Here is a 13,595-nt window from a genome sequence, read left to right on the forward strand (position 1 = left end):
ATCGTAATTCAATAAACTTTAATACAACTATATATTAGAAATAATTTTATTTAATTAGAAATATTAATATGTACCAATTTAAACTGGTTTTAAATTTAACTATTGGCATTTTTTGGATACTTTATCATTAGGTTATTAAGAGAACAGACCACTTGTCATTTAATCAATTAAAAATTGAGCACAGATAACAGTTTTCCCATTGGTTATTAATCCTTTTTCTTTTGTTTTTACGGTACAACAAAGCACCAGTCTTCTTAGTGAAAAAGAGACCCTAGATAACTAGAGTCTCTTGCAAATATTTTAATTTAACGTAAAAGTTGTAATACTCCTTGAGGTTGTTGATTTGCTTGCGCCAACATGCTCTGTGCCGCTTGTGAAAGAATGTTGTTCTTCGTGAAGTTCATCATCTCTTTTGCCATGTCAACGTCACGTATACGTGATTCTGCGGCAGTTAAGTTCTCAGCAGAAGTTCCTAGATTATTAATAGTATGATCTAATCGATTTTGTACTGCCCCAAGTTCAGAACGCTGAGCTGATACAGTGTCAATTGCTTCCTGAATAGTTTCAATAGCGCCATCAGCTTCTTCTTGGGTAGAAATCTCAATTCCATCACCTTCTTCTGTACCTTGTACTCCTAAATCCTCTGCACTCATACTTTCAATTTCAACAGTTAAGTTCTGACCTTCATTTGCTCCAACATGAAACGTTAACGGACCAGACTCACCCTCAGTAGTAATAGATCCATCAAGCAATTTTTGCGTATTGAATTCCGTATCGTTAGAAATATCATCTAGTGCACTCGCAAGTTGATCGACTTCTTTTTGCATTTCGGCACGATCTTCATCAGTATTTGTATCGTTGGCGCTTTGTACAGCCAACTCACGCATACGCTGAAGAATTGAATGTGATTCATTCAAAGCACCTTCAGCTGTTTGGATTAAAGAAATACCGTCTTGAGCATTTTTCTGGGCCATTTCCAAACCGCGAATCTGTCCACGCATTTTTTCAGAGATTGCAAGACCTGCTGCATCGTCTCCTGCTTTGTTGATTTGTAGACCTGAAGAAAGTTTTTCTAAAGACCCTTGTGTTGCTTGGTTGTTGTTGCTTAGTTGGCGGTGCGTGTTTAGCGCCGCGATATTGTGATTAATAATCATTTTTTCCTTACCTCCATGTAAGTGTATTTTTTTTGCGAGTCACATCCTTATGTCTCGCATGTCCTTCTGATGTTATGGCCATAACATTCATTCATCATGATGATGTATTACTTATATCGGCAAAGTTCGATAATGTTTAAATCTTTTCTGGAAAAATTTTTTAATATATTTCCCCGTTTTTTAACATTCATCATCTCCTTAATCAAATCATACAATTAAACAAGCCAATTGACGCCACAATGAATCTTTTGATAGTTTTAAAATGTGCGCATAAATAAAGCGCTTACAAAAAACAAAGGGGGAATTCTAATTGAAAGGATTAACATCATTTTTTGACCGGATGGTTCAACGTTATTTACCTGATGCATTTCTTTTTGCAATTATTTTAACGTTTATCGTTTTCATTTTAGGGATGGGTGTCACGGGCAGTACAGCCATTGAAATGACGCAATATTGGGGAGACGGTTTCTGGAATTTACTGGCTTTTGCCATGCAGATGTCGCTTATAGTTATAACTGGCTACATACTTGCAAACACACCGCTTGTCAAACGATTGTTAGCAAAGATCAGTACGCTTGCAAATTCACCAGGCCAGGCAATCATACTTGTTACATTTGTTGCTGCAATTGCATGTCTGATTAACTATGGTTTTGGACTGGTAGTAGGGGCGTTACTGGCAATCCATGTGGCTAAACGCGTTCCGTCAGTAGACTATCGTTTACTAATGGCGAGTGCATATAGTGGATTCCTGTTATGGCATGGTGGTCTTTCAGGCTCTATTCCATTATTAATTGCAACACCTGATCACTTTCTGCAGGATACAATCGGAGTTGTCCCTGTAACTGAAACACTTTTTAGCGGATTTAATATTTTCATAGTGGTTACATTGCTTATTACACTTCCACTATTGAACAGGTTTCTAATGAAGTCACGCGACCCGCTTAACAATACAGATGCTTCGACATGGAAATCGGAGGATACTGAGCCAGAGGAAGAAGCTCCAGTTAAGGAAGAAATGACACCAGCTGAACGATTAGAAAACAGCCAGATTCTTTCGTTATTAATTGGTATTATGGGACTTGCCTTTATTATTTATCACTTTACGCAAAACGGTTTCGACCTGAACATTAATATCGTAAACTTTATTTTCCTATTCTTAGGAATCATTTTCCATAAAACGCCACGTCGTTTCCTAATCAGTGTAACGGGTGCAGTTAAAAATGTTGGTGGTATCATCATTCAGTTCCCGTTTTATGCAGGGATTATGGGAATGATGGTCGCATCTGGTCTGTCGCAGGAAATGTCCATGTGGTTTGTGAGCATTTCAACTGAATATACATTGCCATTATTCACCTTCATCAGTGCAGGGATTGTGAATTTCTTCGTCCCATCTGGTGGCGGCCAGTGGGCTGTGCAGGGTCCAATTATGATTCCGGCAGCATTGGAAATTGGTGCAGATACAGCGAAAACAGCGATGGCCGTTGCATGGGGGGACGCATGGACAAATATGATCCAGCCGTTCTGGGCATTGCCGCTCCTCGCAATTGCAGGCTTGAAGGTCCGCGATATTATGGGCTTTTGTGTAATGATACTATTGTATAGCTTTATCCCGATTTCTATCGGACTATTATTCTTTTAATTAAAATGCTGTCATCCCACCAGGATGACAGCATTATTTATATTTCCACAGATTATATGAATCTCTTCCTCGATTTTTTGCTTCATATAATGCAACATCAGCATTCTTTAACAGGGAAAACGCGGTATTATATTGCTTTTGAGACATAGCTATCCCTATACTAGTTGTAATGTAAAGCTGCCTATCATTTGCCTGCCAAGGCTTTCGAATATACTGTTGAATATCTTTGGCAATGGAAACTGCTTCATCGGCAGATCCTATATTCGGTAAAAGTATTATAAATTCATCGCCACCTATACGTGCAACAATACCCTTTTCTCTAACTATTTGAGTTATTCTTCTCCCAAACTCTACAATTACCCTATCCCCCATGTCATGACCCAGTTCATCATTAACTTCTTTAAAGCGGTCAATGTCCAACATGATTACAGCTAGTTCATCTTTGTTCTCTCCTGTTAAAGCCTCTAAAGCTTGATTTAATCGTTCATTAAATAAACGGCGGTTTGGAAGCTCTGTTAATGGATCCTGAAAAGCAAAATCTTTTAACTTCATTTCATACTCTTTCTGCAAGCTAATGTCTCTGGTCAATACCAGCATATGTATAAAATTATTTCGATTATCAAAAACTGGAGCGCCGTGTGATTGTGACCAAACAGTTTCGTTCTGATGGTTATATTGCCTTATTTCAACTGTAAACGACTCACCACTATTAATGGAATGGATAAAAACCCCTTCCAAGCGCTTTCGGTCATCAGGATGCACATTATGTAAAAAATACTTTCCGGTATAATCCTGACTATCATGTCCTAATATTTTTTTATAAGATGGTGATGCATAAATTATTTTACCTTTCTCATCCATTAAAGTTATCAAATCGTTCGCATGTTCAGCTATAATTTGAAATCTCTTTTGGCTCTCTTCTAATAGTTTTTGAGATTTCAATAATTCCGTTATATCTCTTAAAATACAATAAACACCAATTACTTGTTCATTTATTATTAACGGCGTCACTTTTATCGACAAGCAAATTTTATCTCCTGCTTTGTTATGAACTGTTAGATTTGAATTTTCAGTTGATCCACTTATAGCTCCCATAAACAGTTTTTCAGCTAATTGTTTATCCTCTTCAACCACGAATGAATCCCAGGCTGAATCAATATATTCTGAAGGTGAATATCCAGAAATCGACTCAACAGCAACATTCCCATTTGTAATATGACCATTTAAATCCAGTGAAATTATTGCATCGGAATTATGATGGAATAATGAATGATACCTTTCTTTACTTTCATGAAGCCTATCCCATGCTATTTTCCTATCAGACTCAGCTACTTTTTCCTTGGTGATATCTTTAACCACTCCTACAATTTGTTCACATTGTCCTGAATCATTAAATAGTGGAGTAAGTAACGTTTTTGAGTAAAATTTTTCACCTGTGTGAGATATGTACGAATCCTCAAAGGTTACTCTATTTTTGCTTATAACTACTTCCTTATACTGCTCATATAAGAAGTTTGATTGGTCTCGCACGCATACCTCTTTAATTGTTTTACCTAATGCAGCCTGAGTGATATCCGTTCCTTCCATTGCCGCACGGTTTACAAAGTCATATGTAAATTCAAATCCACTTTCTACTTTCATTACAAAGACCATGTCACTTAAACCTTCCATTAACACCTTTTTAGAAATAATGCACATCCCCCCTATAAATTCAATATTTCCAAAATATAACACATATTACCTATATAACAAATTTAATACTGCATTGACAAGTATATTTATCTAAAGAAGAAGTTTTAAAATTTTTATGATAAAATGATAAATATATTTATTGTGTGAAACTAGGAGGACAGGTCATTGCATTTTTTTGTAAAACTCGGATTAAACTTAATAAAGATGAGAAACTTGACGTTGTTGCTCTCCACCGTTATCTTTGTGATTCTGTGCACCTTCGTTATGTACTTCCTGGAGCCTGATAACTTTGAGAGTCTGTTAAATACTTTCTATTATGTCATGACAACCTTTTCCACAGTTGGTTATGGTGATTACTCGCCGATTACCGCAGCTGGAAAATTGTTCGCCGTACTTATGTATATGGTAGGAATTGGCCTGTTAGGGGTAGTTATTGGTAAAGTTGTTGATGTATTTTCAATCTTTAGGAAGAAAAGGGAGGAAGGTAAAGTGGAATATACACAGGAAAATCACATCATTATTATCGGATGGGGAAAGAAAACAGAGTCTGCTGTAGATGAAATTTTAAATTCAAATGAAACTGCTGAAGTCGTGATTGTTGACACATTGCCAAAATCACCTTTTGATGTATCGCTAGACAGAGTTCACTATATTCAAGGAGATACAACCGAAGAAGAAACATATAAAAAAGCCAATATCACAAAGGCAAAGTCAGTAATAATTTTTTCGGATGATAAAATTTATGAACCATCCTTGCGTGACGCAAAGACGTTGACTGTTGCGATTGTCGTGGAACGATTAGCACCAACTGTACATACTACTGTCGAAATTCTAACGGAAAAACATACAGCGAACTTCGCACATGTAAAAGTAGATGAATTTATTTTATCGCATGAGACCATCTCAAGCTTGGCTGTCCGTTCTGCAATGTATAAGGGAGTGAGTAAAGTATATTCACAGTTAATCAGCAGACAGCATGGCGAGGACCTGTTTAAGATTTCAAAAAAGGACAATTGGTCAACATATCATGACGCCTTTAAAGAATTATTAGAGAAAGGTGCAACACTCATCGCAGACCGCGAAGACCTGGATATTAACAGGCGACTAGATGAAAAAATACCAGATGATGCTGAATTGTATGTTATTTGTGATAGTGAAACGTTTGAAAAGATTGTATAAAGATTACGAGAGGATGCCTCTATTGGAAGCATCCTCTCCTACTCTACTTTCGTGATAATTGCGCAAACACAATCCCGACTAATATCAGCATAGACCCAACAATAATTCCACTTGTCAATGTCTCTCCTAATATCAGCCAGCCAAAGAATAATCCGAACACTGGAACGAGCAATGTTGATAAGGTTGCAGTGACCATATCAATCGTACTCAGCAGCAGGAACCAAACGGAAAAGCATAATGCTGATGCCAATACACCAGTAAACAATATGTAAAATATGCTCTCCCCTGTTAGCTGAACAGGGTCTCCCCATTCCGCAAATAAGCTTGCAATGATAATTCCAATTGTCCCAAACAGCATTTGATACGCTGTGACCTGGATTTTATTCATACCCTGCAAATTTATCCGGTAATAGACATTGGATGAAGCCCAGGCAATCGCGGCAACAATTATAAGTAGTTCTCCAAATATCACTTCAGGATCCTGCACCATGAAGATATCCCAGCCCAGAATCGTTAGCAGTCCCAGCATACCAATTCCAAGACCTATCACTTTTCCGGCTGATATTTTTTCACCCAAAATTTTCACAGCAAAAATACTGCTCCAAAGTGGCATTGAATACAATAACACCGATGATTTTCCTGCATCGACAAACTGCATCCCATACATCACAAGTAGAAACACAATTGATGTTTGTAATAACCCAACAATAATCAGATGCTTCCACATATTTCGTGGTGGTTTACCAGCTTTCCACAGCCATACGACAATTAGCAGTGTGACCGCGCCTGTTCCAAAACGAAACGCCGAGAATGTAAACGGGCCCATAAACCCAAGTGATGCCTTCATAAAGACCCATGCATAGCCCCAGATAATTGTAATGAGCAGAATCAATCCCCAGACAATCCATTTATTTCTTAGTATAGAATTCCCCATATTCGACAAACCTCTTTTTAAACCATAATAGAACTAGTATAGTAATTTACTAGTAGCCTAGCAAATAACTACCCTTATTAAAACTTTATACCCACTTCATTAATCACACGTTTATTAACTTTCCCAAGTTTTTTAATACCTAAGTTGCATGGACGACATTGTTATTTAATTTTATCCTTAATGTAAGCCTTTACATTAATTGTCATAAGGAGGAGAGAGATGAGGAGAAAATTGTCGTATATTACATTATCCGTAATTGTTTCGACATCATTTTTAGCAACTACTGGATTGCCTGCAAGTGCTGACAAAGCACCCAATCCCACCATTGAAAAGAAGGACAAGAAGAATGTTCAGGAAAAGGCTCATCCTAAATTCGGCTGGGGCATTCCAGGTCCTACATCACCTATATTGCATCCCGGCTCAGTAAAAGGTGCTGGTATGGTTGCAGAACCGTTAAACGAGATTGAATCGGTAATGGAATCAATGATTTCTGATAACGTGATGCCTGGCGCTGTTACATTTGTTGCCCGCCGTGGACACATTGTTCAGCATGAAGCATATGGCGATGCAGCAATCTATCAGGATGATAGCGGAAATCAACTTGAAGACCCTGTTGCAATGAGCAAAGATACCATTTTTGATGTTGCTTCCCTTAGTAAAATATTCACTACCATTGCAGCAATGAAATTACATGAACAAGGGCAATTCAACCTGGATGATCCTGTAGCAGATTACATTCCAGAATTTGCTCAGAACGGGAAGGAAAATGTTACAATCCGTCAGTTAATGACACACACATCAGGATTCAAGCCATGGGTTCCCCTTTATACAATCGGCGAAAATAAACAGGATCGACTGCAATACGTTTTCGAATACCCATTGGACAATGAACCAGGATCGACATATACGTATAGTGATTTAAACATGATTACACTAGCAGTTATTGTCGAGAGGATATCTGGTAAAGGCTTGGATCAATTTGTAAAAGAAAACATCACGGAACCCCTCAATATGACTGACACCATGTATAACCCACCTGAAGAATTAAAAGATCAAATTGCTGCAACTGAATACCAGCCATGGACAGATAGAGGTCTCGTCTGGGGCGAGGTACATGATGAAAACGCATGGTCACTTGGTGGAGTTGCAGGACATGCCGGTGTATTTTCAACAGCAAATGATCTGGCAAAGTTAGGTCATATGATGATCAATGATGGTCGTTATGGAAGTAAACAAATTCTTCAGCCTGAAACGGTTGAGCTGCTTGTTGAAAATCAAATCCCACAATTTCCAGGAGATGAACATGGTTTAGGATTTGAACTTGCACAAGGCTGGTACATGGATGCCTTATCTGAATCATCAACTATTGGACATACTGGTTATACAGGAACATCATTTGTCGTAAATCAAAACAACGATACGATAGCTATTTTATTAACGAACCGGGTACACCCAACACGTGAAACAGTTTCTACTAACCCAGCCAGACGTCAATTCGCCCGTCAAGTTGCAGATGCAATTCCTGTCACTACACCAGGCAGCAATGATACATGGTTCTCTGGTTATGGTGACAATACTAATCAGACATTAACCGCTGAAGTTGATGTGGAAAATGACACGTCACTTTCATTTGATACATGGTACAGAATCGAGCATGGGTACGATTTTGGAGTTGTTGAGGTCTCAGATGATGGCCAAAGCTGGACAAGTACAGGAGAATCCTTTACTGGCAGCAGTATCAATTGGCAGTCTCAAGAGGTTAAAATTCCGGCTGGGACAAAATACATTCGCTTTAACTATCAAACAGATACTTACACCAATGGCCGAGGATGGTATATATCCAACCTTGAGCTAAGTAATGGTCATTCAGTAGATTTCACTAGTCAAGACTGGGTAAAACGAGATTACTAATAGGAGGAAAATGATGAAAGCAAATTTCAAGTTATCCTTTATTATCTTAACAATAATTATGCTAATCGCTAGTCCATTAACATATACAAATAACACAGCAAAAGCAGCAGAGGACGAATCAGTTAATGACCTCATTCTGTTAGAGAACATTCCACAAGCAACAGTACAGGTTACAAATAATCAAGTGGATTTAAGCGCATTACACATGTATAGTGATGGCCATTTTAAATCCACCACAGAAAACCTCACTTGGGAATCAACTAATAAAAACGTCGCAACTGTTAATCAAGATGGCGAAGTTACATTTACAGAACAGCCGGGTCGTTCATTTATTACAGTTACAGACGGCACTTATGAAGACAGGATTGCCGTTGACTACAAGCCAGACAACACAGCAAACAAAGGAAAATCATCATTTTCAGGAAAAGTCGTGAAGCAAGAAAGTGACCGCTACAACGTCATTAATAATGCAATTGAAGGTATGACATTGAAGGAAAAAATCGGTCAAATGCTTATGCCGGACTTCCGGAATTGGGATGGCGAAAATGTTACAGAAATGCTACCTGAAATTGAGCAAACGGTAAAAGAATATGACCTTGGTGGCGTTATTTTATTTAGAGAAAACGTTGTAACAACTGAACAAACAGCCAAATTAGTTTCAGCATATCAAGAGGCATCTGAAAAATATGGTCTGCTAATGACAATCGACCAAGAGGGCGGCATTGTTACACGCCTGCAATCAGGAACAGACTTCCCTGGTAACATGGCGCTTGGTGCAACACGCTCAACTGACCTTTCCAATGATGTTGGAAAAGCAATTGGTGAAGAACTTAACTCACTTGGCATCAACATGAACCTGGCACCAGTTATGGATGTTAATAATAACCCGGACAATCCGGTTATTGGTGTACGTTCCTTTGGTGGATCACCTGAACTGGTTGCCGACATGGGCATCGCTTATACGAAAGGGTTACAAAGCACCGGTGTAGCAGCAACAGCAAAACACTTTCCTGGTCACGGGGATACAGCAGTTGATTCACACCTTGGACTACCAGAAGTTCCTTATGATAAAGAACGCTTAATGGACGTGGAACTTTTCCCATTCCAAAAAGCAATGGAAGCTAACATTGATGCGATTATGACCGCACATGTTACTTTTCCAAAAATAGATGATACGAAAGTTATTTCCAAAAAAGACGGAACCGAGATTTCTTTACCGGCTACTCTTTCACATAAAGTGTTAACTGGGTTAATGCGTGAAGAAATGGGTTATGATGGCCTGATCATTACGGACGCATTAAATATGAATGCCATTACAGAACATTTTGGTTCAGTCGACGCAGTGATTCGTGCCGTTAAAGCAGGAACAGACATCGTTCTTATGCCTGTAGGACTTGAAAAAGTTGCTGATGGACTTCTAAACGCAGTGGAAACTGGTGAGATTTCAGAGGAACGAATTGAAGCATCAGTTGAACGAATTCTAACCTTAAAAGTAAAACGGAAAATCATTAAATCAGAATCGCCAACACCAGTAGATGAAATCGTCGAAAATGCTGAAGAAGTTGTTGGAGCGGAACAACATAAGCAAGTAGAAACAGAAGTAGCCAATAAATCTATTACTTTACTTAAAAATGACAACGCACTTCCACTAGATCTATCTAATGATGAAAAAGTAGTTGTAGTAGGTAATTCATTTGTTGACAGTTTATATAATGCCGTCAGCAAGCACCATCCAAACACAGAGGTTATCCAGACATCAGGACCATTAAATGATGAACAGCTTGCCCAGGTGCAGGACGCAAGCGCTGTAGTTGCTGGTACGTATACGTATAATGTAAGCGGCAGGTCAGAAGACAGTTCACAAATGCAAATGGTTAACCAACTAATTGAAGAAGCTTCTTCCCCTGTTATTGGAGTAGGAATTCGCAATCCATATGACATCATGGCCTATCCAGAAATCGATGGGTATCTAGCCCAATATGGATTCAGGGATGCAAGCTTTGAAGCAACTGCTGCATCACTATTTGGCGAGAACAATCCGACTGGTCTTTTACCAGTAACGATTCCTGGTGAAAATGGCGATGCATTATTCGAATTTGGATACGGGTTATCTTATTAAACATAGAAAAGGAGCGTATTATTTATGAGAAAATATCTAGTAACAATAGCAGCACTTCTTTTTGTACTCGGTTCCTTAACCGCGGTCTATGCAAATAATGGCGATAACAATGGAAAAGCAAAAGGTAAAGATAAAAAGTTCGAGCTAGGCGTAGACGTTTTACTCGACGAACAAAAGGATTTAATTGAAGGTAAGCAAGTAGGACTAATTACTAACCCTACTGGAGTTGACAAGGATTTAAACAGTGTTGTTGATGTTTTACACAACGACCCTGATGTTGATTTAACAAAATTATACGGACCTGAGCACGGTGTACGTGGTAGTGCACAGGCTGGTGAATACGTCGATTATTATATTGATGAAACAACTGGATTACCAGTATACAGTTTATATGGTGAAACAAGAAAGCCAACACCAGAAATGCTTGAGAATATTGATGTATTAGTTTTTGATATTCAGGATGTGGGAACAAGATTTTACACGTATATCTATACAATGGCTTATGCAATGGAAGCTGCACAGGAAAATGATATTCCATTCGTCGTACTAGATCGTCCGAACCCACAAGGTGGCGAAAAGGTACAGGGGCCAGTACTTGATCCAGAATACTCTTCATTTGTAGGTAAGTATCCTATTCCATTACGACATGGTATGACTGTCGGCGAACTTGCGAAGTTATTCAATAATGAATACGATATTGGAGCTGACCTAACTGTTGTTGAAATGAATGGCTGGAAACGTAATATGTATTATGACGAAACACCATTAGAATTTGTTATGCCATCACCTAATATGCCAACAACAGATACAGCTAATGTTTATCCAGGTGCAGCATTAGTTGAAGGAACAAACGCATCGGAAGGACGTGGAACAACTAAACCATTCGAATTGCTTGGAGCACCATATATTAATAGCACGGAGTTTGCAGCAACCTTAAATGAATTGCATTTGCCTGGTGTTGATTTCAGAGCAGCATCGTTCACACCTGCATTTTCCAAGCATAGTGGCACATTAAGTCATGGTGTACAAATTCACGTTACACACAAGCAATCATTTCACCCAATAAAAACTGGTCTTCATATCGTTAAGACAATGCACGATATGTATCCAGAGGACTTCGCATTCCGTGCCGAGAACAGCGCTGGTGTATCATTTTTTGATTACCTCGTCGGAAATGGCTGGATTCGTGAAGCTATTGAAGAAGGTAAATCGGTAGAATATATGGAAGAACAATGGAAAGATGAATTAAATGAGTTTAAAAATATCCGAGAAGGGTATTTACTATATTAAGAGTTGATAGTTACCCCCATAACTATAAAGGGTGTCCCAATACATTTGGGACACCCACTTTTTTTATCCTTTTAGATGTATGTCATACGACCTTATTTCAGAATGATATTACCAAGGGGTGGTTTAGTAGAATAAGTCGAAATAAGCAATCTACAGGTGGAATGGAACAAGCTTTTCCAAACAGTATCTTTACTACACCGGATAAAAGAAGTTCCTAATTGCATTTTATATTTTATAAAGGTATTTTTTCGTAAATTTTACTGCTCTAACTCTCGCAATTGACATACACTCTTACGTAATATGGGAAAATGAAAGATTGCTATGACACTGCTCCGGAAATACATTCCGCTTTCCGCGGGCAACGCTTCAGCTTCCTCGGAAGCAAGAATCGCTTCCTGCGGGAACTTCAGCTGTTGCTGCGACGAGCAGGAGGCTCGTGGTGAGCCCACTGCTAGGGAAAACACTGTGAAAGTTTCAGCTTGCACAGATGTCGCCTTTGTACCCGGAGTGGTGAAAGCGAGTATATTCCGATTGCGTGGTCAGAGAGCCACACAAACGAAGATTACCCTTAATCGGTCGTAGTTCATATATTCTTATCAAAAACAACAATCGTTTAGAAAAAACCTTACTAAAAAAGCGGTAACCACAAAATAGTGGCTACCGCTCTTTGTTCATTTAAAATTATCCTTTTATAGCTCCTTCTGTCATACCTTTCGCAATCCGCTGCTGGAAGATTGCATAAAGAATAATGACTGGAAGAATTGCAATTACCAGACTTGCAAATAAAGTTCCCCAGGCATTTGTATACTGTGCTTCACTACTAATAAAATCAATCGCTAATGCCAGTGTATAGTTTCCTTCCGACTGAAGAAAGATTAATGCCATGAAATACTCATTCCAAAATTGGATTGCATTCATAATCGTAACCGTAATAATACCAGACATGGATAACGGCGTGATTATTTTCCATAGAACACCGTATGGTGACATACCATCCATGGCAGCAGACTCTTCCAGCGATTTTGGAATCGTACTGATAAAACTTGTCAATACAAAAATAGAAAATGGAAGCTGACTTATTGCGTACACAATAGCAAGTCCAAAGATATTATCCAATAAATTAAACTGTTCCAACAGGAAGAATAGAGGGATCCAGCCGAGTACCATTGGAATCATCATCGCTGAAATATAAAGTGTAAATAAAAAGTTACTGCCTTTAAATCTGATTCTTTCAAGTGCATATGCAGTTGGAACCGCCAGCAATAACGTAAGTAAAGCGCCCACTACTGTTACAATTAAACTATTAAAAACACTTGTGTCTATATTATATTCTGACCATGCAGTAACGAAGTTTTGAATATTCCATGTCTCTGGAAAGCCCCATGGATTGGCATAAATCTCTGCGTTTGATTTAAATGAACCTATGAACATCCAGATAATCGGATAAAGTACAGCTATTGACCATAATATAAGTGGAATTCTTATTCCCGTTCTTGCTATAAATTGACCTACACTACGCTTCACTGGGTTTTCCCCCTTTCTAGGCAGTCAGGAAAGTATTAATACTTTCTTACTGCACATGTGCAACTAAGACTTTAAGCCATTAAAGATTTGGCGAAAAGCGAAGTATTCTACGCAATTAAGAAAGTTTAATTCCTTTCTTACTGCATAAGTGCA

Annotated in this window: 9 protein-coding genes; 5 read left to right on the top strand and 4 right to left on the bottom strand. The window is 38.5% G+C overall.

The window, feature by feature from the left end:
* Positions 1–305: 305 nt before the first annotated feature.
* Positions 306–1,154 carry a flagellin Hag gene (gene hag, locus J2Z82_RS04645; protein WP_209479614.1) on the bottom strand — a complete coding sequence of 283 codons (849 nt, stop codon included), beginning with the start codon at positions 1,152–1,154 and terminating at the stop codon, positions 306–308.
* A 310-nt stretch (positions 1,155–1,464) separates the two neighbouring features.
* Here hag and J2Z82_RS04650 point away from each other — a divergent pair, with 310 nt between their 5' ends.
* Positions 1,465–2,793 (top strand): short-chain fatty acid transporter, encoded by a 1,329-nt coding sequence (locus tag J2Z82_RS04650; RefSeq protein WP_209479615.1) that lies wholly within the window; start codon positions 1,465–1,467, stop codon positions 2,791–2,793.
* A gap of 33 nt (positions 2,794–2,826) precedes the next feature.
* On the opposite strand, the gene J2Z82_RS04655 is transcribed toward J2Z82_RS04650, so the two are convergent.
* On the bottom strand, positions 2,827–4,491 hold the full coding sequence (locus J2Z82_RS04655) for a sensor domain-containing protein (RefSeq protein WP_209479616.1): 1,665 nt from the start codon (positions 4,489–4,491) through the stop codon (positions 2,827–2,829).
* A 159-nt stretch (positions 4,492–4,650) separates the two neighbouring features.
* On the opposite strand from J2Z82_RS04655, the gene J2Z82_RS04660 reads away from it, so the two are divergent.
* Positions 4,651–5,664 (top strand): potassium channel family protein, encoded by a 1,014-nt coding sequence (locus J2Z82_RS04660; protein ID WP_209479617.1) that lies wholly within the window; start codon positions 4,651–4,653, stop codon positions 5,662–5,664.
* A gap of 43 nt (positions 5,665–5,707) precedes the next feature.
* Here J2Z82_RS04660 and J2Z82_RS04665 read toward each other — a convergent pair whose 3' ends face one another.
* Positions 5,708–6,598, bottom strand: a complete 891-nt coding sequence (locus J2Z82_RS04665; RefSeq protein WP_209479618.1) for a DMT family transporter — start codon at positions 6,596–6,598, stop codon at positions 5,708–5,710.
* A gap of 219 nt (positions 6,599–6,817) precedes the next feature.
* On the opposite strand from J2Z82_RS04665, the gene J2Z82_RS04670 reads away from it, so the two are divergent.
* The 3 genes from J2Z82_RS04670 to J2Z82_RS04680 are packed head-to-tail and all read left to right on the top strand — an operon-like array spanning position 6,818 to position 11,918.
* Positions 6,818–8,509 carry a serine hydrolase domain-containing protein gene (locus J2Z82_RS04670; RefSeq protein WP_209479619.1) on the top strand — a complete coding sequence of 564 codons (1,692 nt, stop codon included), beginning with the start codon at positions 6,818–6,820 and terminating at the stop codon, positions 8,507–8,509.
* A gap of 10 nt (positions 8,510–8,519) precedes the next feature.
* Positions 8,520–10,628, top strand: coding sequence for a glycoside hydrolase family 3 protein (locus J2Z82_RS04675; RefSeq protein WP_209479620.1), 2,109 nt, complete (start codon positions 8,520–8,522; stop codon positions 10,626–10,628).
* Positions 10,629–10,652: 24 nt separating this feature from the next.
* Positions 10,653–11,918 carry an exo-beta-N-acetylmuramidase NamZ family protein gene (locus J2Z82_RS04680; protein ID WP_209479621.1) on the top strand — a complete coding sequence of 422 codons (1,266 nt, stop codon included), beginning with the start codon at positions 10,653–10,655 and terminating at the stop codon, positions 11,916–11,918.
* 681 nt (positions 11,919–12,599) lie between these two features.
* On the opposite strand, the gene J2Z82_RS04685 is transcribed toward J2Z82_RS04680, so the two are convergent.
* Entirely contained in the window at positions 12,600–13,442 is an 843-nt protein-coding gene (locus J2Z82_RS04685) for a carbohydrate ABC transporter permease (protein WP_092491909.1), read from the bottom strand.
* Positions 13,443–13,595: the final 153 nt, after the last annotated feature.

Source organism: Virgibacillus litoralis, assembly GCF_017873675.1.
Classification (GTDB): Bacteria; Bacillota; Bacilli; order Bacillales; family Amphibacillaceae; genus Lentibacillus; species Lentibacillus litoralis.

Bases quoted from the DNA above. Each gene is read 5' to 3' on its own strand.
- hag (WP_209479614.1), bottom strand. From the start codon at position 1,154: ATGATTATTAATCACAATATCGCGGCGCTAAACACGCACCGCCAACTA.
- J2Z82_RS04655 (WP_209479616.1), bottom strand. From the start codon at position 4,491: ATGTGCATTATTTCTAAAAAGGTGTTAATGGAAGGTTTAAGTGACATG.
- J2Z82_RS04665 (WP_209479618.1), bottom strand. From the start codon at position 6,598: ATGGGGAATTCTATACTAAGAAATAAATGGATTGTCTGGGGATTGATT.
- J2Z82_RS04670 (WP_209479619.1), top strand. From the start codon at position 6,818: ATGAGGAGAAAATTGTCGTATATTACATTATCCGTAATTGTTTCGACA.
- J2Z82_RS04675 (WP_209479620.1), top strand. From the start codon at position 8,520: ATGATGAAAGCAAATTTCAAGTTATCCTTTATTATCTTAACAATAATT.
- J2Z82_RS04680 (WP_209479621.1), top strand. From the start codon at position 10,653: ATGAGAAAATATCTAGTAACAATAGCAGCACTTCTTTTTGTACTCGGT.